Genomic DNA, 23,771 nt, shown 5'->3' on the forward strand with positions numbered 1-23,771 from the left:
ACCCGACAAAAGTCAAGGTCTCCAAACAGGAACAGGAGGCCATCCCGATCAGTAGACACAAGTTCCACGGTGAATGGAACTACACGATCAAGGCCAAGAACGACTAGCTTGTATCAATCCAGCTCCTAACCGATTACCATTCATTCTCGGCCGTGATTTCCGAATGCAGAACCAGATCCTGCACTTTTATTCTGCCGCGGTTTTCGATACTGGTAGCCACGCGCCGAAGTAGGGCGGGAACGTCGCCCTGCGCTTGGCCGCGTGGATTAGCCGGCGTGAAATGTCTGATGTGCCACTCCGCTACCTCACCGTCGTTCATGGTTTCGCCAATCCCCTTTGCAAAATTGTGCACTCTTAGCCTGGATGCACCGATGAATACGGTGATCTTCTCGGGGCTGACTGTAATGGCTGATGACTGGTTGTATGAACCGCCTTGGGTTCGGTGGGGGCTCGACCGGCTGAGAGAGGTCAACCGTCCCGGGCCTTGCGGAAGCCCGGGGCGGTTGACCGTGGTCACCGATGGTCAGCCTCCACGTCGACGACGCCGGCGGTATATTGCTTCTCCTATGATCAGGCGGACCGGCTCACCAACTCGGGTTACGCCTATGACCTCTTCGGTCGTACGACGACGGATCCGTATCCGCCGGCGGGCAGCTCGGCGAGCCGCCTGGACCCGCAACATCACCGGCATCGGCGGCGACCCCGCCGCCACCCAGACCGACACCCTGTCGGCAGCCCCTACTTCCCCTCCTCTGCCTACCCCCGCTACGGCTGGCTCGCGCCAAGCAGCGCAGCCGCGACACCCCGCCGGCCTCACCCTTATGGGCGTCCGCCTCTATGACCCCAGGTTCGGCCGCTTCCTCCGGACCGCCCCCGAACCCGGCGGCTCCGACAACCCCTACGACTACGCCCACCAGGACCCCTACAACACCTTCGACCTCCAGGGTGATAGATCCGTTGTAGGAGACCTCGAGCTTCAACGGCCAGGGTGATCGAGGCGGTAGCCGGCGAGGGTGATCTCATCGAGGTGGGCATCGCCGTCGCCGGGTTCGCCTTCGAAGACGAAGCCGAAGAGGGCCCGGAGGGCATCTTCGGCCAGGTCGAGGGGATGGAATGGCAGCGGGTACGAAAGGTCGGGGTCGTCCTCGTCGATCTCGACGGGGTGCTTGCCGGCCCAGTAGTCCGCCTCGAAGTCGAGCGGGTTGCCGGTGTTCTCGAGTATGCCGTCGTCCGAGGACAGGCTGAGCGCGCGGCGTAGTGCGCCGTCGGTGTCCCAGATGGCGTAGGCGAACCAGTCGACGGAGCTGAGCATGGTGTGCAGGTGGAGGGTGCGCCCGCGGGCTTCGGCGCGGAATGTGGCGCCGAGGTGGGACGGCCGATCCAACGCGACGTCCTGGGTGCAGACCACCGTCAGGCGTGGGAAGCAGGCCGCGTAGACATGACCCTCGGGTGGGTAGGCGAGATGCAGGGTGCCGTCACCGATCTCGACGAGCCGCCGACCAGGGTAGAGACGTTCCACGCAGGCCCGGGTGCCGTCCCGGTCGATCTCCGGTGCGCACCGGAGGATCTTCTGGACGTCACCGTCCGCGTAGAACAGCATCGAGCTTCTGGCACCCATCGGGCTTCTCCTTCATGAGGACGGTGATCGCTGAGTACCGTAGCGGCGACCTCCGACAATCTGGGCCGCCAGCCGATTGGCGTCGCGCTGCGTAGAATCACGGTGTGTACTCCATGGAGTATTTCGAGGACGCACGGCGGGACCTGGGAGGAGTCCGGTGTGAGCCTGCTGTGTCGTGCCGCCGAGGCGCTGGTGGAGGGCGACAGCAGCGAGTGTCTGCGTCAACTCGCGGGGTGGGCGATCCAGGGAGCCGTCTCCCGGCGGCCGCGAAGCCCTCCCTGGGACGTGGGGGCAGCAGGTGATCCGGGTGGTGGTTCGAGGGCTCCTCGTCGGCCTAGTGATCGGGCTCGTCGTGGAGGTCGGGTTCGCGGTGGTCGCACTTCTCTTTCATGGCCACTACAGCCTGTCCGATGCCGGCTGGCAGCTGGGCCTCTTTGCCGCGATGTCGGCGGGCTCGGACGCGGGAATGGAGCGGCACCGTCGGCGCCAGCCCTTGGCACGGCCGACCGCGGTCGACTACTACGGCGAGGCCGGCCGCCGCCTCATGCCAGGCGTCACGGACGACGCCGACCGCCGAGACGAACACCACGACGAGAAGCCGTGAAACGGGGAGTGCTGGAGCCGCGCCAAGCGCTGGCGCAAGGGGGGTCTCGAGGTGAGCTCGAGGGAAATTTCGGACAGTGAGCGCCGGGCGATGCTGGACGAGGTCACCAAGGGGGTTCGCGGTCCGGTGAAGCGCTACCTCCTGCGTAGAGCAATGTCGAGGCAGATCGGGCCCGGTGGTGCTCTGGGAGGAAAACAGTCATCGTGACAGTCCCGGGTACGTCGCCTGAACAGGAAAACGGCGTGCAGCTGGCGGATGTTCCGGCCAATGCCGATCTGCTGGCATACCGGCGCGAAGCCGCTCGACGTCCGTACTCGGTTGGGGATTACGCCCTCGGCGGCTGGCAGCTCAACACTCATCCGGACCTTGTCGAGCGGCTGACGTCTCTGGCGCCGGATCCGGCCGATGTGCTACCCGTCTACGGGATTCCGGTGATCGTCTCGCGGGGTATCGCCGCGGTGGTGGCGACCGGAACGAACTGGCTGCTCTTTCGGCTGCCCGAGGAGCCGCAGGGAGTGGAAATGGTCGAACCGATCGCGTCGCTGGACAGCAGCAGGGGTTGGTACAGCGTCAGCGCGTGGCAGTCCGGTAGTTCGGACGACGACGCCGACGAGAAGCTGCGCGCACTGGTGCGGGCCGCGATGGACCATGCCGCCACGCTTGCCTGACCGGTCCGGCCACTCGTCCGAACGAGGATGCCTGCCCCTCGGAGAGTCCAGGTGAACATCGGCGATCGCCCAGGAACCAAAGCCTCAAGGCGTTCGCCTGCTGCGGCGGCGAGCGGCGGTTGATGTCCGTCAGCAGTCGTGCGGGGATTCGTCGATGTGAAGTCGGCGTATGGAATCACCGCGCAGAACCCGGCGGATGCGGCGTGCCGTTCTTCATGGGCGGCTGGCCGAGGAGGGGCTGGCCGTCGGTGTGGGGGAGGGGCCGTGGTGTGCCTCGGGGTGGGCGGTCTGTGTGGGCCAGGTGGCGGGTGGGTCTGGAGCGGTGAGGCGCAGAAGGTCGAGTGCGCGTTTGAGCTGACTGTTCTCGCGGACGAGGCGGCGGATCTCGGCCTGGTGCCGGCGGATGTCGGCCTGGCGGCTGGGATCGGCGGCGGATTCCGCCTGGCGAACCCAGGTGCGCAGTGATTCGGCGCTGACGGCGAGGTCGGCGGCGACCGCCTGGATCGTGGCCCATTCGGAGGCGTGTCGCGGTCGGGTCCGGTGGACCTCGGCCACGGCGTGGGCGCGGAAGGCAGGGGAGTAGCGGGTGGGGCGTCCCATGATGTCTCGCTTCAGGTGCGGGGCCGGGCGGCCGAGGGCGGTCCGGTCAGGGGGTGGGGGTCGGAGCACGGGGGGATCCGGTGCCGTCCGCGGGGGTCATGGCGATCACGATGAGCGGCGCGGTGGGTGAGGCCGCCGCGGGCGCGGGCGGGTTGGTCGCGGCGTCGCCGGTGGTCCGGGGGCGTGCGGGGAGCGACGTCCGGGAGTCGCCGGACTGCGCCGTCCGGCTCGGCGCGGCGGGCGAGGGGGTCGGGCGCCGAGCGGGGGGAGTGCCGGTGGGCGTCGGCGCGGCGTCGTGATCGGTCCCCGGGCTGGGCTCGACATCGGATGGTCCGGCGAGCGCGAGCGCGAGCGCGAGCGCGGGCGCGGGCGTGACGTGCGAGGGTACGGGAGAAGACGGGCCGGCCGGGAGAGGCGCGGCGGTGATGGTGGTGGGTCCGGCGACGGCGCCGGAGACGGTGTAGCCGGCGGCCCAGGCGAGGACTGCGCGCACATAGCTCGTCGACGGGTTGTAGCTGTAGATCGCGGCGTGCAGATCGGCGGGGACGGCGAGGTCCCGGCCGCCGCGGCAGAGGTAGCCGCCGGCGGCGAGGGTGGCGTCGTCGAGGTTGTTCGGGTCGGCGTTGCCGTCGCCGGAGCCGTCGCGTCCGGACGTGACCCAGGTAGTGGGGATAAACTGCATCGCTCCGACGGCGCGGTCGTAGCGGGTGTCGGCGTCGAGGCGGCCATGGTCGGTGTCGCGGATGAGAGCGCGGCCGTCAAGGCCGTCGAGAGCGGGGCCGAGGATGCGGCTGGTGAGGGTGCCGTCGGGGGTGACGGCGCGGCCGCGGGCGTGGCCGGACTCGACGCGGCCGATGCCGGCGAGTACCTGCCAGCGCAGGTGGCAGCCAGGCCGCTCGGCCGCGATGCGGGACTCGGCCTTGTGATAAGCGGTGAGCATCCGGGCGGGGATGCGCCGGTCCGTCGCGCGCAGCACCACGGACGGCCCGCCCGTCGCCGCGGATCCTGTGCCGGGCGAGCCGGCTGACGGCGACGCCGTGGGGGAAACCGTCGGGCTGGCTGTGCCACTGGACGGAGCGGCGCTGGCCGCGGGGATCAGCGGGGGCAGGTCGAGGTCGTAGTCGCGGGTCGGCGGGTGCGCGGCCGTTCCCGCAGGCTGGTCGGTCGCGGCCGCTCCGGCGCCTGCCACCGTTGCCGTCGCGGTGTGGGGGACCACGCCGGCCGCGACGCAGACGATCGCGAGCACGACGGCCGTCGGAATCGCGGCGATCATGCCCACCGCGGGCGACGGGCCGCGGATCTGCTTCGGCCGTCCAGTGTGTCGCCCCTGTCGCCCCTGTCGCCGGTGAGCCCGCGGTTGTCGACGGGTGAGCCGATGGCGGCCCGCGGCTTCCATGTCGGTGGGGACGGCACCGTGGCAGGCCTGCCACTCAGATCCTCTCCGGTGCCTGCTCACGCCGCGTTCCTCCCTTGGACGAATCGGTCGGACGGTTCTGCGTATCGTTGTCGCGGCCGCGCGGCGGAGTATCGGCCCGCGGTCACCCAGGATTGCGAGCACGACGGGATAGCCCGTGAACCCAGCACTGGGCGCCGAGCCATCCCGCTGTTCTTTCGCGCGCTTACCCGGTTGCCGTGAGAGTGCCCTCGTCTGACGACAGGAATGGGCGACGGCGATGAACGCCCCGCTTCTCTGAGCGTCCATCACTGACTGTCCCGGGGGAGAACTGTGGCATATGGCCGGCCGGTCTGTCATCCCATTCGAGAGAAGAAGTCTTTGCTGCCCATAACGATCAATGACGACGTCTCACGTGTAGTGATCGCCGTTCGTCGTTCCTCATGAGCCGCTTGCGCGCCAGGGCTCCTGGGCGATGGCCGCGTCGCGGGTCCGAGCCCAGGGCCCGCTCGGGCCGCCGGCTACGGCGCCGGGGGGTGCGAAAGTCCCTGGTGTACCAGGCTCTTCTCGCCCCGGAGGCCGCTCGGTGCCGCGGAGCCCTCTGGCAGCACACGAGACCGGGTTACGTGGACGTTACCCACTACTGTGTGACCCAGGTCTCAAAGATTGCCGAGTGTAACGGGCCTGGTGAAGGTGGGGGGAGTTAGTTCACCGAACGTCTATGAGGGGCTGCTGGGGCAGTCTTTTTCTTGCGGAAAGTAGCCTTCCTCGCTCGAGTTCCTGGAGACGCATCACGCCGCGCATCACTACAGCACGGCAACTCAGTCGACGGATGCTGTACCACAGCCCATCACCGCTGCCATCTTTGTGCTCCGCGCGGCCTGCCGCTCCCCTCGGTGGCCGCGCCCCTAACCGGTTGGCTGTTCGGTTCGTCTGCGATGGATCGGAGTTGGCGTGATGCGGGCTTCTCTCATGCTTCCTGGTAGGTAGTTCCTCCCCCTTCTTCACGCCGCGCGACTTTTTCTCGTGCGGGTTACCCCGCCACAGCCCAGGTACAGGGACAACCGGCTGTGGCGGGGCGGTGCCGTGTGCCGTCGACCGGCACGCGGATCGTCCGCTCTTCGTCCCGCCCAGCTCGCCGCTCTGGCGGGACGAGGGCCCCTGCGCGTACAGATCTTCGGAGCAGCCATGCCTGGCCGGCACCTTCCCGCCCCCGCGCCCGCCCCCGGATTCCGTCCTCCTCGACGGCGGCCTTCCCCCTTGCGCCGCAGCCTGATCGCGTTGGGGCTGGTGGTAGCCGTCGTGCTCACCACCGTCACGGTCGTGCACCGCGTCCAGAGCCCGCGTCTGCGCCCGATCGCGGACGTGAACCCGTTCCGCGACACGAAGCTGCCGCAGAGCACCTCTGGTACGGCGGCCGGCCGGGACTCGACTGTCCCGACCAGTGCAACCCAGACGGTGGCGGGGCCGGACGCCGCGAAGGTGGCGAAGCTGGTCCCCACGCTCCCGGGAACCGTACCGGCCACGACGGCAGTCCACGCCGAGCTGAAGCCGAAGCCGTTCGTGTCCCAGAAGCCCACCGGCGCAACGACGGGCGCGCCACCAACGCCATCAGCAGCGTCAGCCGCACCGTCGGCACCAGCCGCAGCGGGCGGCACCGCGTCGGCCAGCGCACAGACGCCGGCCAGCGCGCAGCCGTCAGCCAGGCTCGGCGAGTCCAGGCTGACGACGCCGGAACGGGTGGCGAACGGGCAGGATCTGAAGCCGCAGGCGGGCCGGACCGAGGTGCCGAGCCTGCGCACCGAGTCCCGGCGGGTCTTCCAGAACCCGGACGGCACGTTTGCCGCCGAGACAACCCTGGGCGCCGACCGTTTCAAGGATGGCAAGGGCGCCTGGGTCGCCATCGACACCTCCCTGGTCGCGGGCGACCGGGGTCGCCTGCACGCCCGGTCTTCCCAGACGGCCACCGAGGTGGCGCCCCGCGCCGACGATGCGCAGCTCGGCAAGCTCCAGTTCGACGCCGACACGTCGTTCGCCTTCGGGATCGCGCAGGCGAAGGGCGCGCAGGCCACGGTCGACGGGCCGAAGGCGACCTTCGCGGGGGTGCGCGAGGCGGCCGACCTGGAGCTCGGGCCGACCGCCGAAGGCCTGAAGGAGGTTCTGGTCCTCCACTCGGCGCAGGCCCCGACGACCTGGACCTACCCCCTCACGCTCCACGGCCTGACGGCCAAGGTCGACGGGCGCCAGGTACTGCTCTCGGACCAGGCCGGCACGGTCCGGGCGGTCATTCCGCCCGGGTCGATGGAGGACTCCCGGCGGACGTCGGCCCAGGGGTTCCGGGCCTCCTCGGACGGAGTCACCTACAGCCTGGTGACGCTGCCGGGCGGCCAGCAGGCGCTCCAGGTCGACCTGGACCGGGACTGGCTGACGGCGAAGGACCGGGTATTTCCGGTCCGGGTCGACCCGAACGTCTCCACGCTGATCGCCGGGGCCGACGACACGTATGTCTCCTCGGCCCATCCCACCACGAACTACGCGACCCAGCTCGTCATCAAGTCCGGCGTCGTCGCCTCCGACGTGGTGCGCGGTTACCTCAGCTTCCCGGGTCAGTCCGCGCTCACCAACGCGACCGTCACCAACGCGCACGTGAAGCTGGTCAACCGGCTGTCCGCCAGCGGCTGTACGCCCCATCCGGTGAGCCTGCGCCGGGTCACGATCCCCTGGTACGGCGGCAACATGACCTGGCCGGGCGCCACGATCGGTGAGGAGGTCGCGCAGAAGTCCTTCGCGCACGACGACTCTCTGCCCGCCTGCGGCGCCTCCTGGGAGTTCATCGGCGACGGCGATCCCCGACTGACCGCCCTGGTGAACAACTGGACGCACGACGCGAACGCGAACTTCGGCCTCGCCGTGGTGACGTCCGACACGGACGGCCAGTGGTACAAGGAGTTCTTCTCCGACGACTGCTGGTGCAACCCGGCGACGCCGGACTCGGATTACCGTCCCCGACTGGAAGTGGCGTGGACCCCGTACGGAGTCACGTACTCCTACCCGTCGGGCAACCCGACCTGGACCACGCCGCCGACGACCACCACGCCGGGCCTGATCACCGTCAGGTTGAAGAACACTGGCCAGACGCTGTGGCCGGCGAACGGCAACTACAAGCTCTCGTACCACATCTACAACGCCGCGAACACGACCGAGGTCGTCCACCAGGGCGTCCAGACGAACATGCCCACGTCGGTCAGCTCAGGTCAGACGATCGACCTGCCCGCCACCGTCAGTCTCGCCGGCCTGTCCCCCGGGACATACACGATCCGGTGGGACATGGAGGAGGCCGGCACCTCCTGGTTTTCCGACCAGGGTATTCCCGAATACGCCACCACGCTGATTCTGTCCAACCCCACGAACCAGTCGCCGTACATCAGCAACGTGTCGCCGCTTTCCAGCTCGGAGGTCTCCTCCGTGCGCCCGCCACTGACCCTCATCGCGGTCGATCCGGACAACGCGCCGAGCCCGCTGAGCTACTCGTTCCAGATCTGCACCGGTACCGACGCGAACTCCGGAGCCTGCTGGACGTCCGGCGCGCAGGCCTCCAACACCTGGCTGCCGCCGGCCGGAGCGCTGAACTGGAACCAGATCTACTACTGGCGAGGCCAGGTCAGTGATGGCGCGAACCAGAGCCTGTGGACGCCTCCGCTGGCTCTGAGCCCCGTCGTCGACCAGCCGCCGACCCAGTCGGCGCTCGGCGGCAACGCCTACGTGCCGCCGGTCGCCGGCGTCCAGCCCCTGACGCAGAACTACGCCTCGATGGTCACTGACGCCTCCGTCGACGGCACCGGCCCGGCGCAGGGCGTGGCCCGCACCTACAACAGCATGAGCAGCACGGACGGGATGTTCGGTGCCGGCTGGACCTCCGAATACGACATGACAGCCGTCCCGGACTCCGCCGGCCTGGGCAACGTCCAGATCCGCTATCCGGACGGCCGGCTGGCCCGTTTCGGCCGAAACGGCGATGGCTCCTACCAGCCGCCGCGCGGCTACTACGCATTTCTCCAGGCGCCGGCGCCGCGGGTGGCCTCGTTTACCGGAACGAACTCGGCGACCTCGATGGGAATCACCGATACCGGCGAGAGCTGGCAGGTCCTTGACGGCGTCTGGGGTCTGTCGAACAATGCCGCCTATCTTGCCTCCGCCGGCGGCTGGTTCCGCAGCGTGGCGGTCATTCCGGCGCCCTCCGACGGCACCATTCGCTTCACGGCGCCCGTCCTGCAGGACCGTATCGGCATCGCCTTCCGGGTCCAGGACATCGACAACATGTGGCTGATGTACATCAACCCGTCGACGAACTCCCTGGTGGTGGCGAAACGGGTCGGCGGCTGGGAGACCACGGTGCTCACGGCGGCGAACGCCTGCTGCGCGACCACCGACACTTACGGCATCACCATGGCCGGCGGCCTGCTGTCCGTTCTTCGCAACGACCGGGTGGTCGCGACCACCAGCGACACCCAGTTCTCGACCGCGACCAGTGCGGGCCTGTACGCCCAGGACGCCGGAGCGGGCCGGATCGACTCGCTGCTGATCACCGCGGACCAGCATCGGGACACCTTCACCGAGCCGGATTCGGCCGCGGGTCTCGGCGCGACCGACGACGGGGAGAAGTGGGTCAACCTCGCGGGCACCTGGGGTAGCAGCGGTGCCGCGGCCTACCTCGCGGCCGGCGCCACCGGCCACAACCTGACCACCATCGGCGCCGCCGCCGACGGTGCGATCAGCTTCACCGAGCCCGTCGCCCAGCAGGGCACCGGGTTCGCCTTCCGGGTCGCCGACGCGAACAACTACTGGCGGCTCGTCGCCGTGCCCGCGTCGAACACCTGGCGGCTGATCAAGCGGGTCGACGGGGTGGACACCACCGTCGCCGACGCGGCCGGGCAGTGCTGCACCGCCACGGACATCCTGACGATCCTCACCGACGGCCCGTCCATCAGAGTGCAACGCAACGGCACGCAGATCCTCGCCGCCAACGATCCGGCCCTCTTCTACGGCAGCCGCGCCGGACCATATGCGGACGGCACCGGTGCCGGGCGGATCGACAACGTCAACGCCTCCGCCTCGTCGACTCTGAGCGACAAGGACGGCAGCCACTACACCTTCCGCTCGGATGGCCGGCTCACCCGCGTCACCGACCGCGCGGGGCGGGCGCTGCAACTCGGCTACGACGGCAACTCGCGGCTGACGTCGGCGACGAACGTGACGACGAACCGGGCGCTGACCTTCACCTGGACCGGCGACGGCAACCACGTCGCCACCATCTCGACCGCCTCGGTCGCGGCCCACGGGGGGCCGCTGACCTGGACCTACGCCTACACCGGCAACAAGCTCACCACGGTCACCGCGCCACACACCGCGACGCCGACCACCTACGCCTACGCCGCGAACGGCAAGCTCCAGCAGATCACGCTGCCCCGTGGCAACATCGAGACCAAGATCGGCTACAACGCCGACGGGACGGTGGCCTGGCGAGAGGACGGGCTGGGCCACCGCACCACCTACAGCATCGTCTCCACCAGCCCCACCACGATCGCCCGGATCACCGACCCGCGCGGCCACTCCGAGGACTGGGAGTACTCCGCCCAGGGCCAGCTCATCTCGCATCGCGACGCCACGGGTGACCGCCGGTTCACCTACAACAGCCTCGGGTTCCTCTCGCAGGTGACGGATGAGAACGGCAACATCCTCACCCTGCAGACGGACGCCCGCGGCAACATCCGGGCCCGCACGACGGTCCGGGCCAATTTGAACGGCACCCTGTGGCCGAACACCGAGTACTACGACTACTTCCTCGGCGCTCCCGGCGACCCCCGCAACGACCTGGTCACCGCGGTCCATGACCCGCGGTCCGCCGCACCGACCGACGACACCTACAAGACCACCTACACCTACGATCCCGCCGGCAGCCTGATCGCGACTCGGACTCCGGCCACCCCGGACTTCGCCTCCGGGCGGACGACGAGCGCGGTCTTCACCGTCGGCACCGAGGCAGCGGTCGGCGGCGGCACCATGCCGCGTGGCCTGCTCGCCTCGTCGACCGACGCCCGCGGGAAGACGACGACCTACGGCTACGACAGCCGCGGGGACCTGCGCCACGACGCCAACCCGGCGGGGCTCAGCCACGACTACACCTACGACGAGCTGGGCCGCGAGCTCACGGCGAAGGAGACCTCGGACACCTTCCCGACCGGCCTGACCACCAGTTACACCTACGACAAGCTCTCCCACGTCGTCACCGTCACCGAACCCGGGGTGGCCAACCCGATCACCGGGACGACGCACACCCGGGTGACGACCACCAGCTACGACCTCAACGGCAACCCCACCCAGGCGGTCGTCTCCGACTCCACCGGCGGCGACACCGCGCGCACGACGACCTACGCCTACGACGACGACGACCGCCAGACCTCCATGACCGCCGGCGCCGGCACCCCGGCGGCGGCGACCACGGCCGTCACCTTCGACGCGAACGGCAACGTGGCGACGTCGACGGATCCGAACGGCGCCGTCACGTCCTACACCTACACACCGCACAACCTGCTCGCGACGACGATGCTCAAGAACTTCGTCGACGACCCGGTCGCCCACAACACGGCCCGGGACGTGCTGCTGGAATCCCGTGCCTACGATCCGGCGGACCGACTGGCCTCGGTCACCGACGTGCTCGGCCGCACGACGCGCCACACCTACTGGCTCGACGACCTGCCCCACCAGGACGTCCTGACCGGCTACCGGCCGCCGGACCTGGCCACCGGCACGCTGTCGACCGCGAACGCCCGCGACATCGTCCTGGTCGACCGCGGCTACGACGGCGCCGGCCACCCGACGTCGGTCGTCACCGGCGGCGGGCGGCGGACCGTCACCGGCGACTACGACACGGCCAGCCGGCTGACCCGCACCACCGTGGACCCGGCGGGCCTGGCCCGCACCGTCGACTTCACCTACGACGCGAACGACGACGTCACCTCCGCGGTGGCCGGCGCGGCCGGTACCACCGCGACCGAGCGCACCGACCTCGGCTACGACAACGCCTCCCGGCTGACGTCGAGCACGCTGTTCGGCGACGGCACCGCCACCTACGTCACCACCTGGCAGCGCGACCAGCGCGGCTACGTGACCGGCGGCGCCGATCCACGCGGCTACGTCGCTGGCGGGTCCCCGAACGCGGCCTTCCTGGCCAACACCACCGTCAACGCGGCCGGCGCGCTCACCCAGGTCAAGGCACCGCCGGTACCGGTCGAGGAGAACGGCGCCGCCCCGGCCACCCAGCGACCGACCGCCGACGTCGGCTACGACACCTTCGGGGACATCACCCAGCGGCGCGACCCGCGAGGCCTGGTCACCACCACCGCCTACGACGCGCTCGGCCGGCCCACCCAGACAACCCACCCGTCCTACACGCCGCCCGGCGGCTCGGCGATCAGCCCGACCGAGTCGTGGACCCACGACCACAACGGCAACGCGCTCACCCACGTCGACACCCGCGGGCAGACGACGACCACCGTCTACGACGCGCTGAACCGGCCGGTCGCCGTCACCGAGCCGCAGGCGACCGGCGCGGCCGCCGCCGGTGTCAGCCGGATCGTCTACGACGACGCCGGCAACCCGACGTCACTGGTCGACGCGCTCGGGGCCTGGACGTTCTACGCCTACGACGACCTCGACCGGGTCTGGGCGACCACCCGCACCGAACGCACCCCGGCCGCCACCTTCACCACCTACGCCGACCACGACGACGCCAGCGACGTCACGGCGATCATGACCCCGGCGAACATCGCCACTCAGGCGAAGTGGACCGGCACCTACGACGCCACCGGGGCGCTCGTCGACGAGCACGACGAACTCGGCAAGCTGACCCACCACACCTACGACCTCGCGGGCCGCCCGGCGTCCGTCACCGACCCGCTCGGGCGCAGCACCCGGATCACCTACGACCGGGCCGGCCGGCCCACCACCGCCGCCCAGTTCTCCCCGGCGAACACCCAGCTGCGGTCCACGTCCACCGGCTACGACGCGGCCGGCAACTCGACCTCGACCACCGACTTCGACGGCTGGACCACCACCCGCACCTACGACGCCCTCAACCAGGTCCGCAGCCTCGTCGAACCGGTCACCGCGACCGACAGCATCACCACCAGTCTCGGCTACGACGCCGCCGGCGACCCGACCCGCCTCACCGACGGCCGCGGCAACGTCACCGTCACCACCTACAACGGCCTGGGCCTGCCCGAGAAGACGATCGAACCGTCCACCACCGCCTACCCGGCGGCCGCCGACCGCACCTGGCAGACCTCCTACGACGCCGGTGGGCTCCCCGTCAGCCTGACCGAGCCGGGCGGTGTCACCCGGGCGAGGACCTTCGACGAACTCGGCCGCCTCACCGCCGAGTCCGGTTCCGGCGGCGGCGCGACGGCGGCCACCCGCACCCTGCACTACGACCTGGTCGGCCAACTGACCAGCATCGACCATCCCCGGGGCACCCAGTCGTTCACCTACAACGACCGCGGCCTCGTCACCGGCGCCTCCGGCGATGGCGGGAGTTCCTCCTTCGAGTACGACCAGAGCGGCCGGATGACCCGGCGCGCCGACTCCGGCAGCTTCGCCGACTACCACTACAACGCCCGCGACGACCTGACCTCGATCGGCGCCACCACCACCGGCACGACCAGCACCCGCACCTACGACGACGCCCGCCAGCTCACGTCGGTCAGCTACGGCAGCGGCGGCGCCGTGCGCACCTACGGCTACGACGGCCTGGGCCGCACCACCTCGGACACGCTGACCGGGCCGGGCGGCACCCTGCGCTCGCAGACCCACACCTACGACAACAACGACAACCCGCTGACCACCGTCATCGGCCCGGCCGCGGTCGCCGGCGCCGGAACCCAGACCTACGCCTACGACCGGGCCGACCGGCTGACCTCCTGGACCAACCCGGCCGGCGCCACCACCACCTACGGCTGGGACGCCGCGGGCAACCGCACCGCCGTCAACGCCGCCACCTCGACGTACGACGAACGCAACCGGCTGCTCTCCGACGCCACGGCGACCTACGGCTACACCGCCCGCGGCACGCTGAGCACCCGCGTCGCCGGCGCGACGACGACCACCACCGTCTTCGACGCCTTCGACCGGCTCCTCTCCGACACGCTCGGCGCCTCGACGACCACGTACACCTACGACGGTCTCGACCGGCTCGCCGTCCGCAACACCACCCGGCTCATCTACGACGGCCTCGACCGCGAGCCCAGCGTGGACGGCTCGGCCTACTCCCGCGACCCGGACGGCCACATCCTCAGTTCCGGTTCCGCCGGCGGGAACTGGGCGACGCTCACCGACACCCACGGCAGCGTCGTGGGCGCGTTCACCACCGACGGCGCGAGCCTCACCGACAACCGGGCCTACGACCCCTTCGGCGTGCCCGTCGTCGCCGGCTCGGCGAACGTGCGCATCGGCTACCAGGGCTCCTGGACCGACCCGACCAGCGGCAAGGTGGACGCCCAGGCTCGCTGGTACACCCCGGGCACCGGCAGCTTCATCTCCCGGGACGCCGCCGACCAGCCGCTCACCTCGGCGGTGTCAGCCAACCGGTACGTATACGCCGGCGCCAACCCCCTCGCCTACACCGACCCGACCGGCCGCAGCTTCCTCAGCAGCTTCACGGGAGCACTCGCGGCCGGGGCCGGCGCGGTCGCCGCCTACGCGGTGCCAGCGGCGGAGCTCACCGCCGCTGCCGCGCTCGAAGCCGGCGGCGTCGCCCTCGACTCCACCGGGGTGGGCCTCGGCCTCGGCATCGCCGCTGGCGCGCTCGGCGGCGTCGTCGCGGGCAAAGCCCTCAACCGCCTCACCAGCGGCAGCCAGTCGACAACCACCACACAGACCACGCCCGCCACCAGGACCGCCGCCCAGGCCCAGACCGGCGTCCAATCCACCACCACGACGAAGGTGGTCGGCACGGTCCTGAGCACGCCCGCCGCCTCCGGTGGTGGTGGCGGCGGGGGTGGCAGGGCCGTGCCGCGGTCGAACCCGGCGGCCCCGCGGACGATCCCGGCGGCCACGCCGAAGCCCGCCCCGGTTCCGCTGATCCACGGCACGTTCTACAACGGTTACTCCGACGCCGTCCTACCTCCGGCGGTCCGTTCGGACAATCCCACCCCGATCTCCTCGGGGGCCGTTCCCCTGCGGGCCGGCGAGAACAGCATCGACCAGACCAAGGGCAAGCAGTACCTCGTCCAGACCTGCGCCCCACCCCTGCGCTGCATCGGCAGCTCTCACCCAGCCCCGACCAACACCGGCCTGCCGGCTGCCGCGGCGGCCGCAGCCGCTGCCGCCGCGGCAGCCGGCAACGACCCGACCGACACCCCGGGCGCCCTGCCGGCCCAGCCCGCCTGCGCCGCCAGCCCCGGCACCCCCCTTGCCGCCACCTGCAACCCCGCCGCCCCCGTCACCGGCGACCTGGCCGGCCACACCGCCACCCCCAACTGCCAGCCAGGCGACGACGACTGCGACCTGCCCGGCAGCGAACCTGATTCCTGCACCACCCCGAACAGCTTCGACGGTGCCACCGACGTCCTCATGGCGGACGGCACCCACAAGCACATCGACAAGGTCAAGGTCGGCGACCGCGTCCTGGCCACCGACCCCACCACCGGCCGCACCGAAGTCCACACCGTCACCGCCCTCATCATCGGCCACGGCCTGAAACACCTCGTCGCCGTCACCGTCGATACCGGCCACGGCCTCGCGACACTTACCGCCACCGCCAACCATCCCTTCTGGGACGACACCACCCACACCTGGACCGACGCCGGCCAGCTCACCCCCGCCGACACCCTCCACACCCCCACCGGCACCCACATCCCCGTCACCGCCACCCGCCACTACGATCAGACCACCACCGTCTACAACCTCACCGTCGACACCCTCCACACCTACTACGTTCTCGCAGCCGAGACGCCCATCCTGGTGCACAACAATGGCGGCTGCTTTGAGACACGAATGGAAAATGCCGGTGATCTTGCAAAGAAATATGTTGAGGGGCAGACAACTCGCGATCCATCTTCACAGTGGTATCACGAGTACCTGAGCGACGATGAACTGCTGGAATCGATCAATGGCGCGCGGCAGGGAGACGGAATCCTCGTCTCGCGTGGAGGTAAAATTCTTGGTGGTCATCACCGCTGGGATGAACTCTTGACGAGAATTGCGCAGGGGCGTATCGATCCGAGCATAAAGATCCGCATTGATGTTCTTGGTGGAGGGCGGTGACGATGCCTATCATTGATTCTACCGATCCCGATTTTCGGGTGTGCCGAATCAGCTTTGACGACCTGCTCGAGATCCAACTGGAAGCCGAGCGCCGAGGCTGGGCGACGCGATGGACGTCGGTTGACGCGCTGCGCAGACAGGTGAAGGCCGACATCGTTCTTCTACAATCTCTCATGAGGGAGGAGCGGTCCGGGTCTGTTCGGTCCTACCGTTGTCTTGCCCTGTTCCGATCCCCGGGTGACTTGGGAGGCGGCGCAATTACGACGATCGACGTAGCCCCGGCGACGTACGCAGCACTGGAACGTATTGATGTAGATATGGTCACCCGCGAGGCACTGATGCAGGTGTTCTCATTGGCGCTTGGGGGAATCGTGCAAATCTCAAAGGAGTAGCGGATGCGGAGCCGGTGGCGGCACCGAAGTGGCAAAGGTACACATGGAGTACGTCATACCTCGCGAGCTCTTTGGTGAGTCTATTCTTTCACAAGATCTCCTTGGAGTGGCAGATGATAGATACTTTTCCATGCTTGAAAAAATGGGACATCGTCTCTGCTGTCGTCGTTGAGCAGATGCCGTATGGACTTAGAGTTCGGGTGCCCTCCGGCGAGATCGGAGTTGTGGATCGCGCATTGGTAAGTGATCTACCCGTTCGCTCTTCTGAATGGCCCGTTCCAGGGGATCGGCTCATCCTGGTATCGGGTGGGTTCACCTCAGGCGGGCAATTGCGCCTCAGCGCGCGTGCCTCCGACCTCGATCTTGCTCGAGTCCGAGCCGCCCTCGAGGCACGCCCTCTGAATCCCTGACACGGTATTCGACATCCTCAACCGGTACCCAAGGACGCTACTCAGGCCATGGATATTACGCAGCGCGAGCAGGATCTCGTCGGCACCCTGGTGGATGGCGTAGTTCAAGCTGTCTTTCGGTGGGGCATGATAGTGAATCTAGATCTTTCTCGCGTCGGATTGATCGACGTACTCTACATCGATGATGACGATCATTATCAGGTTGGCGATCGAGTCAGATGTCATCTGGACCGCTATGACGAGCGAAAAGAGAAAAATTCATCTTGCGGCCGCCCGGTCAGACGTCGCTTGCGGACCGGCTCCGTCAAGCAGGGGCGAGCATACCGAACGACATTGTATGAGGTAACGCGAAATCCTATTCGTCCGCCGTCGAACACTTCGAGACCGGACTCCTGTGAGACGTGAGGACACCGAACGTGTTACAGCTCCTAGAACTCTTCAACAGCGACCGGTTCGTCGACAAGTCCGCCGCCCAGGTCTGGGCGACTCTGCTCGGCGAGGGGGGTCTACCTGGCCAGCGTGTCCACCATGTACCGGCTGCTGCGGGCCCGGGAGCAGATCGCCGAGCGGCGGGCCCAGGCGATAGTGGTCATGCCGCCGTGGTCGCGAGGGGCTTCGTGAGGTCGTAGACGGTCTGGCCGCCCACGGTGGTCGAGGAGTAGTGCTGGGCCACCCAGGCGCTGACCGCGGTGGACGTTCCGCCTATCCGCCCACCTCCGCCGGGCCCGCCCGCACCGCCATGCGTCCGCATGCCGCCGCCGCGCGCGCCCGAGCCGCGAATGCCGACCCCGGTGAGGCCGCCACTCGGGGCGGCACTGCCGCCGGGGGCGAGACCGCCGGGGGCAAAACCGCCCCCCATCCCGCGACCGAACCCGCCGCTGATGAAGTAGTGCACCTCGCCGGCGTGGACGTACTGCTCGAACTGGGCGAGCGTCGGCGCGGGGTCGCGGCCGGTGAATCCGCCCATGGCCATCACGGAGGTGTCCGAGGCCAGCTCGAGCCCGGCAGCGGCCGACGAGCCGGACACCGCCGCGGACCACCGGAAGCCGCGGCTGTTCTTCAACAACGCGGTGAGCTGGCTGTTCGTGCCTCCACCGCCCATCCCGCCGATGCCACCGAACCCGCCGATGCCACCGAACCCGCCGATGCCACCAAAGCCGCCGCCGGTCGCGCCACCGCGGCCACCACCCGCGCCCGCAGCGGCGGTGGTGATGCGGAATCGTGCGGCAATGCCGGCGCCGCCGGCGGTCCGGAACGTGCCCCGGCCGCCGCCGCGCAGACTTGGGCCGGCGGTGGGCTGTCCGCCGGACTGGGGGGTCGTCACCGTCGCCGCGGTGTAGGCGGCGGGACCGCCGAGCACGGCCACCAGCCCGGCCAGGGCGACCACGAGCGCCCCGCGGCCGGTGAGGGTCCGGCGGGCGAGCAGCGCGAGGCCCGCGACCACCGCGGCGACCAGGACCAGCGTCCGCAACCACGGGTACCAGGACGAGGTGCGGTCCAGCAGCACGTACGCCCATACCCCGCTGCCGGCGACCGCGACGGCGAGCACCGCGCGGGGGAGGACGGCGTGCCGTTCCCGCCACACGACAATCGTGCCGGTCGCGACGAGGCCGGCGATGCCGGGCGCGATCGATGCCGTGTAGTACGGGTGGAACGTTCCCTTGGCGAGGCTCAGGGTGATCGAGGTGATGATCGTCCAGGCGCCCCAGAAGACCAGAGCGGCCCGGGACCAATCCGTCCGTGGGGCCCGCCGGGTCAGCCACAGGCCGCCCACCAGCAGCAGGAACGCGCCTGGGATCAGCCAGCTGACCTGCCCGCCGATCTGCTCGCCGAACAGCCGCAACCACCCCGGCTGGTCACCGCCGAACAGACCGCCACCGCCACCGCCGCCTCCGAATCGCTGTGCGACCGCGCCGCCCGCGCCATTGCCACCACCGAAGCGCTGCGCGAGCGCGCCGGTCCCGCCGCGCAGTGCACCGCCGCCGCGCCCGCCGCCGCCCCGGTTGCCGCTGCCGCCGAAGACCCGGCCGAGCCCGTTGTAGCCGAACGCGAGGTTGAGCACGCTGTTGTCGGTCGAGCCGCCGATGTAGGGACGGGAACCCGACGGCCACAGTGCCGTGGTCGCCACCCACCAGCCGGCGGCGACCACCACCGCGAGGCCACCGACGAGGGTGTGCCAGATCCGCCGCCACAGGCCTGTCGGCGCGGCGAGCAGGTAGACGAGCGCGAACGCCGGCAGCACGATGAATCCCTGCAGCATCTTCGTCAGGAACGCCACGCCGAGCGCGGCCCCGGCCCCGGCGAGCCACCGGACAGAGGCACCCTCCACCGCGCGGACCAGGCAGTAGGCGGCGACGACCAGGACGAACGTCAGGACGCCGTCGGGATTGTCGTAGCGGAACATCAGCGCCGCCACCGGTGTGAGCGCGAGCACCGCCCCGGCGAACAGCCCCGCCGCCGGCCCGAACCATCGGCGGACCATCGCGTACATCAGGGCGACCGCGACCACGCCGCAGAGCGCGGACGGCGCCAGCATGCTCCAGCTGGAGAAGCCGAAGATCCGCCCGGACACCGCCATCACCCACAGCGACGCCGGCGGCTTGTCGACCGTGATGAAGTTCCCGGCGTCCAGCGACCCGAACAGCAACGCCTTCCAGCTCCTCGTCCCGGCCTGCACCGCCGCGGCGTAGAAGCTGTTCCCGTAGCCGGACGCGCTCAGGTCCCACAGGTAGAGCACTGTGGTGGCGACGAGCAGCGCGAACAGCCCCGGCCGCGCCCACGCCGGATCCCCGGGCCGCCCGCGCAGCCACCGGACTCTGACGGCCGCCGGCGAGCCGTCGGGCGAGCTGTTCCCGGCCGGCCGCGCAGCGGCGGCGCTGGCCGGCGGCCCGGAGGAGTCGGCGAGGCTGGTCGGGTCCGACGGCTGCATCATGGGCGTGATGCTCTCTGCGCAATCTGTGAGGAGCCTGTGCACCGCCGGCCCGGCGGGCTGGCACTGCGACGGTGGCCAGGTGGGAGGTGGGCGACGACGGGGACGGGGACGGGCGGGGGCCGGACGGGAGAGTCGGAGCCGGGGGCCCCGTAGTCTGGTGGGTATGAGCGTCGCCGCGTCCGTCATCCACGGGATGTCCGGCCTGGCGGAAGCTTCCCGCCGGCCGTAGCCGTCCCAGCGCCGTCCCGGCGTCGTCCCGCGAGCCCCCGAAAGAGGCCCCACCTCCATGATCATCGTGTCCGAGCTCGAACTGCGTGCCGGAGCCCGCACCCTGATCGAGCCCGTGTCCTTCCGGGTGCAGGGTGGTGACCGGATCGGCCTCGTCGGGCGCAACGGCGCCGGCAAGACGACGCTGCTCAAGTGCCTGGCCAAAGAGGGGCTGCCGTTCGCCGGCAGCGTCGACGTTCGCGGCGAGCTCGGTTATCTGCCGCAGGACCCGCGCGCCGGCGACCCGGCCGACTCCGCCCGCGACCGGGTACTCTCCGCCCGCGGCCTCGACGTGATCCTGCGGGACATGGAGAAGCTCCAGGTCGAGATGGCCGAGCTCGCCGACACGAAGGAACGCGACGCCGCCGTGCGCCGCTACGGCGTGCTGGAGGACCGCTTCGGCACCCTCGGTGGCTACGCCGCCGAGGCGGAGGCGGCCCGGATCTGCTCGTCGCTGGGCCTCGCCGACCGGGTGCTCGGGCAGCGCCTCGGCACGCTGTCCGGCGGCCAGCGCCGCCGGGTGGAGCTGGCCCGCATCCTGTTCGCCGGCTCCGGGAACTCCGACGCCACGCTGCTGCTCGACGAGCCGACGAACCACCTCGACGCCGACTCCATCACCTGGCTGCGCGACTTCCTGCGCGCCCACACCGGCGGGCTCATCGTCGTCAGCCACGACGTCGACCTGCTCGACAAGTGCGTCAACAAGGTCTTCCACCTCGACGCGAACCGCGCCGCCCTCGACGTCTACAACGTCAACTGGAAGACGTACCTGACGTCGCGGGAGGCCGACGAGCGCCGCCGCAAGCGCGAGCGGGCCAACGCCGAGAAGAAGATCGACGCGCTGAAGGCGCAGGCCGACAAGATGCGGGCGAAGGCGACGAAGGCCCGCGCCGCCCACCAGATGGACCGCCGCGCCGACCGACTCGCCTCCGGCCTCGCTGAGATCCGCGTCGCCGACCGGGTGGCCAAGCTGCGCTTCCCGGACCCGGCTCCCTGCGGGCGCACGCCGCTGACGGCGACGGGCCTGTCGAAGACGTACGGCTCGCTGGAGGTGTTCACCGACGTCGACCTGGCCATCGACCGCGGCTCGCGGGTGGTGATCCTCGGCCTCAACGGCGCCGGCAAGACGACGCTGCTGCGCATCCTCGCCGGCGTGGAGCGGGCGGACACCGGCGAGGTGCATCCCGGCCACGGTCTGCGGCTGGGCTACTACGCCCAGGAGCACGAGACGCTCGACACCGACCGCTCGGTCCTCGACAACATGCGCGCCGCCGCGCCGAACACCTCCGATGTGGAGCTGCGGCGCATCCTCGGCGCGTTCCTGTTCAGCGGCGACACCGTCGAGCAGAAGGCGGCGACGCTGTCCGGCGGCGAGAAGACCCGGCTGGCGCTGGCCGGGCTGGTCTGCAGCTCGGCGAACGTGCTGCTGCTAGACGAGCCGACGAACAACCTCGACCCCGCGTCGCGCGACGAGGTGCTGGCCGCGCTCGCCACCTACAAGGGCTCCGTGGTGCTCGTCACGCACGACCCGGGCGCCGTCGAGGCGCTCGACCCGCAGAAGGTGCTCATGCTGCCCGACGGCGTCGAGGACAACTGGTCCCCGGACCTCGCCGAGCTCATCACCCTGGCCTGATCCAGGAGTCTGGCCTGATCCAGGACCCCGGGCTGATCCAGGAGTCCGGCCTGATCGCCGGCCTCGCGGGCCCGTCTCGGAGCTGTTCCGGGCGCGCCCTATCGTGTGGGCCTGGTCCCCATTCCCCACCACCGTCACGATGGAGCACGGTTTGAGTACCCAGGGCGGCACCAAGGCGGTCCTCGCGGCGTTGGCCGCCAACCTCGGCATCGCGGTCACGAAGTTCGTGGCGTTCCTGTTCACGCAGTCGTCGTCGATGCTCGCCGAGTCGATCCACTCGGTCGCCGACTCCGGCAACCAGGGCCTGCTGCTGCTCGGCCAGCGCAGGTCCGCCCAGCCGGCCGATGAGGACCATCCCTTCGGCTACGGCCGCGCCCGCTACATCGCCGCCTTCCTGGTCGGCATCGTGCTGTTCAGCGTCGGCGGGCTGTTCTCCGCCTACGAGGGCGTGGAGAAGATCCGCCACCCGCACGAGCTGGAGAGCGGCCTGGTCGCGATCGTGATCCTGCTCATCGCCGTCGCGCTCGAGTCCTACTCGTTCGCCACCGCGATGCGCGAGTCGGCCAAGGTCAAGGGCGACCGGTCCTGGTGGCGGTTCATCCGGGAGGCGCGGGCGCCGGAGCTGCCGATCGTGCTGCTGGAGGACCTGGCCGCCGAACTCGGCCTGCTGTTCGCGCTCGGCGGGGTCGGCCTCACGATGCTGCTCGACGATCCGGTCTGGGACGGCGTCGGTACCCTGGCCATCGGCATCCTGCTGCTCGTCGTCGCGGTGCTCGTGGCCACGGAGGCCTACGGCATGCTCGTCGGAGAGGCGGCGACGCCGGCGACGGTGGCCACGATCCGGGCCACCCTCGCCGCCGCCCCCGGGGTGAGCGCCGTCATCCACCTGCGCACGCTGCACCTGGGCCCGGACGAGCTGCTCGTCGCCGCCAAGATCGGCCTGCCGCCGACAGTGACCATGCGCGATGTCGCCGCGACCATCGACACCGCGGAGGCGGCCCTGCGCGCCGCGGTGCACACCCCGATGAGGATCTTCCTGGAGCCGGACGTCCCTCGGGACCCGGCCGCCGCCACCGCTCCCGCCACCGCCTAGGCTTTCGTAACGGCGTTCGCTCCACGGGTGTCCCTGGCCTCGCGTTTTCGCCGTAGGAGCTGGGGTCCCGCGGTACGGGCCGGTTCAGTAGCCGATCGTGAAGCGGCGCTGGATGAAGCGGGGGAGCTCCGCTTCGTCGAGCAGGGCGACGGCCGCGTCCGCCGTCGAGACGCGGCTGCGCCCATCGGCGTCGCGGACGGGCTGGTCGCCGCCGATGCGGAACCGCCCGGTGCGCTCACCGGGGAAGATGTCCTCGGCGGGGCTGAAGTAGGTCCACAGCCGGTTGGATGTGCGCAGGATGTTGAGCCCGTCCCGGGCGCCGCGCACGGACGCGGCGTACTCCCGCGGCAGCCCGATCCCGTCGAGAACCTGGTGCAGCCGGTCCTGCGCGTCGGCGAGGACGAGCCCGGGTTCGATCTCCAGGCTGCCGGCCCCGCCGACCACGATCAGCCGGGTGCGGGGGTGGCTGTTCAACGCCGTGAGCAGGGCATGTGCGGCGCGGGAGTGGACGGACGGATCGGCGATCGAGCGCCGGATCGTGTCCGCGATGTCCCGCGTGGCGTTGCCCGGCTGGAACGTGCTGATCAGCACGTCCAGCCCCGGCAGGATCGCGGCGACGCTGCCGGCGTCGAGGACGTCGACGCTCGCCCACGTGATGTTCTCCCGTGCCTCCCTGATGCCCGTCGCGTCGCGGCTGCACGCCGTGACCTGGTGGCCCCGCTGGAGGGCCTCGGTGACGACGAGACTGCCGATGCCGCCCGTGGCTCCGATGACGCCGATGCGCATGGTTCTCCCAATCCGAGGTGATGGTGTCACCAAACTATATGGTGTGAAGTAAAGAT

General features: G+C 70.0%; 14 protein-coding genes and 1 pseudogene. 10 read left to right on the forward strand and 5 right to left on the reverse strand.

What is annotated here, in order from left to right:
- Together AC6EXY_RS21180 and AC6EXY_RS21185 are read left to right on the forward strand one after the other, a co-directional pair.
- A partial coding sequence (locus AC6EXY_RS21180; RefSeq protein WP_499818523.1) for an ISAzo13-like element transposase-related protein occupies positions 1-107 on the forward strand: 107 nt, incomplete at its 5' end.
- A 714-nt stretch (positions 108-821) separates the two neighbouring features.
- On the forward strand, positions 822-992 hold the full coding sequence (locus AC6EXY_RS21185; protein WP_499842397.1) for an RHS repeat-associated core domain-containing protein: 171 nt from the start codon (positions 822-824) through the stop codon (positions 990-992).
- On the opposite strand, the gene AC6EXY_RS21190 is transcribed toward AC6EXY_RS21185, so the two are convergent.
- Positions 977-1,618, reverse strand: a complete 642-nt coding sequence (locus AC6EXY_RS21190) for a DUF6928 family protein (RefSeq protein ID WP_499818521.1) — start codon at positions 1,616-1,618, stop codon at positions 977-979. The genes AC6EXY_RS21185 and AC6EXY_RS21190 overlap by 16 nt on opposite strands.
- 298 nt (positions 1,619-1,916) lie before the next feature.
- On the opposite strand from AC6EXY_RS21190, the gene AC6EXY_RS21195 reads away from it, so the two are divergent.
- Together AC6EXY_RS21195 and AC6EXY_RS21200 are read left to right on the forward strand one after the other, a co-directional pair.
- The gene (locus AC6EXY_RS21195) at positions 1,917-2,222 is read left to right on the forward strand and encodes a hypothetical protein (protein ID WP_101832788.1); all 306 of its coding nucleotides are present in this window, start codon (positions 1,917-1,919) and stop codon (positions 2,220-2,222) included.
- A gap of 242 nt (positions 2,223-2,464) precedes the next feature.
- Positions 2,465-2,890 carry a hypothetical protein gene (locus AC6EXY_RS21200; protein ID WP_499818520.1) on the forward strand — a complete coding sequence of 142 codons (426 nt, stop codon included), beginning with the start codon at positions 2,465-2,467 and terminating at the stop codon, positions 2,888-2,890.
- Between the two features lie 213 nt (positions 2,891-3,103).
- Here the strand turns inward: AC6EXY_RS21200 and AC6EXY_RS21205 are convergent, their stop codons facing one another.
- Both AC6EXY_RS21205 and AC6EXY_RS21210 read right to left on the reverse strand, forming a co-directional pair.
- Positions 3,104-3,490 carry a transposase gene (locus AC6EXY_RS21205; protein WP_499818519.1) on the reverse strand — a complete coding sequence of 129 codons (387 nt, stop codon included), beginning with the start codon at positions 3,488-3,490 and terminating at the stop codon, positions 3,104-3,106.
- A gap of 46 nt (positions 3,491-3,536) precedes the next feature.
- On the reverse strand, positions 3,537-4,763 hold the full coding sequence (locus AC6EXY_RS21210; RefSeq protein WP_499818518.1) for a lytic transglycosylase domain-containing protein: 1,227 nt from the start codon (positions 4,761-4,763) through the stop codon (positions 3,537-3,539).
- Between the two features lie 1,380 nt (positions 4,764-6,143).
- Between AC6EXY_RS21210 and AC6EXY_RS21215 the strand changes: the two genes are divergently transcribed.
- The 4 genes and pseudogenes from AC6EXY_RS21215 to AC6EXY_RS21230 all read left to right on the forward strand — a co-directional run.
- A complete protein-coding gene (locus AC6EXY_RS21215) occupies positions 6,144-16,202 on the forward strand; it encodes a DNRLRE domain-containing protein (RefSeq protein ID WP_499818517.1) in 10,059 nt (3,352 codons plus the stop codon).
- The gene (locus AC6EXY_RS21220) at positions 16,199-16,594 is read left to right on the forward strand and encodes a hypothetical protein (RefSeq protein WP_499818516.1); all 396 of its coding nucleotides are present in this window, start codon (positions 16,199-16,201) and stop codon (positions 16,592-16,594) included. Before AC6EXY_RS21215 ends, AC6EXY_RS21220 begins: the two co-directional genes overlap by 4 nt.
- Before the next feature lie 458 nt (positions 16,595-17,052).
- Positions 17,053-17,409: a S1 RNA-binding domain-containing protein gene (locus tag AC6EXY_RS21225; RefSeq protein ID WP_499818515.1), complete on the forward strand. Its 357-nt coding sequence runs from the start codon at positions 17,053-17,055 to the stop codon at positions 17,407-17,409.
- A gap of 20 nt (positions 17,410-17,429) precedes the next feature.
- Positions 17,430-17,586 (forward strand): annotated as a pseudogene (locus AC6EXY_RS21230) (IS3-like element ISAar44 family transposase); the annotation flags it as partial.
- Between the two features lie 7 nt (positions 17,587-17,593).
- Here the strand turns inward: AC6EXY_RS21230 and AC6EXY_RS21235 are convergent.
- On the reverse strand, positions 17,594-19,936 hold the full coding sequence (locus AC6EXY_RS21235) for an ArnT family glycosyltransferase (protein WP_499818514.1): 2,343 nt from the start codon (positions 19,934-19,936) through the stop codon (positions 17,594-17,596).
- A gap of 286 nt (positions 19,937-20,222) precedes the next feature.
- Here AC6EXY_RS21235 and AC6EXY_RS21240 point away from each other — a divergent pair, with 286 nt between their 5' ends.
- Positions 20,223-21,836: an ABC-F family ATP-binding cassette domain-containing protein gene (locus AC6EXY_RS21240; RefSeq protein ID WP_101832733.1), complete on the forward strand. Its 1,614-nt coding sequence runs from the start codon at positions 20,223-20,225 to the stop codon at positions 21,834-21,836.
- Positions 21,837-21,987: 151 nt separating this feature from the next.
- Complete coding sequence (locus AC6EXY_RS21245) at positions 21,988-22,929, forward strand: cation diffusion facilitator family transporter (RefSeq protein ID WP_101832734.1); 942 nt, start codon at positions 21,988-21,990, stop codon at positions 22,927-22,929.
- 84 nt (positions 22,930-23,013) lie between these two features.
- Here the strand turns inward: AC6EXY_RS21245 and AC6EXY_RS21250 are convergent, their stop codons facing one another.
- Positions 23,014-23,715 carry an NAD(P)-dependent oxidoreductase gene (locus tag AC6EXY_RS21250; RefSeq protein ID WP_499818513.1) on the reverse strand — a complete coding sequence of 234 codons (702 nt, stop codon included), beginning with the start codon at positions 23,713-23,715 and terminating at the stop codon, positions 23,014-23,016.
- Positions 23,716-23,771: the final 56 nt, after the last annotated feature.

The sequence above is a fragment of the Frankia sp. RB5 genome, assembly GCF_059816245.1.

Bases quoted from the DNA above. Each gene is read 5' to 3' on its own strand.
- AC6EXY_RS21225 (WP_499818515.1), top strand. From the start codon at position 17,053: ATGGATATTACGCAGCGCGAGCAGGATCTCGTCGGCACCCTGGTGGAT.
- AC6EXY_RS21210 (WP_499818518.1), bottom strand. From the start codon at position 4,763: ATGATCGCCGCGATTCCGACGGCCGTCGTGCTCGCGATCGTCTGCGTC.
- AC6EXY_RS21205 (WP_499818519.1), bottom strand. From the start codon at position 3,490: ATGGGACGCCCCACCCGCTACTCCCCTGCCTTCCGCGCCCACGCCGTG.
- AC6EXY_RS21250 (WP_499818513.1), bottom strand. From the start codon at position 23,715: ATGCGCATCGGCGTCATCGGAGCCACGGGCGGCATCGGCAGTCTCGTC.
- AC6EXY_RS21235 (WP_499818514.1), bottom strand. From the start codon at position 19,936: ATGATGCAGCCGTCGGACCCGACCAGCCTCGCCGACTCCTCCGGGCCG.
- AC6EXY_RS21190 (WP_499818521.1), bottom strand. From the start codon at position 1,618: ATGGGTGCCAGAAGCTCGATGCTGTTCTACGCGGACGGTGACGTCCAG.
- AC6EXY_RS21240 (WP_101832733.1), top strand. From the start codon at position 20,223: ATGATCATCGTGTCCGAGCTCGAACTGCGTGCCGGAGCCCGCACCCTG.
- AC6EXY_RS21185 (WP_499842397.1), top strand. From the start codon at position 822: ATGGGCGTCCGCCTCTATGACCCCAGGTTCGGCCGCTTCCTCCGGACC.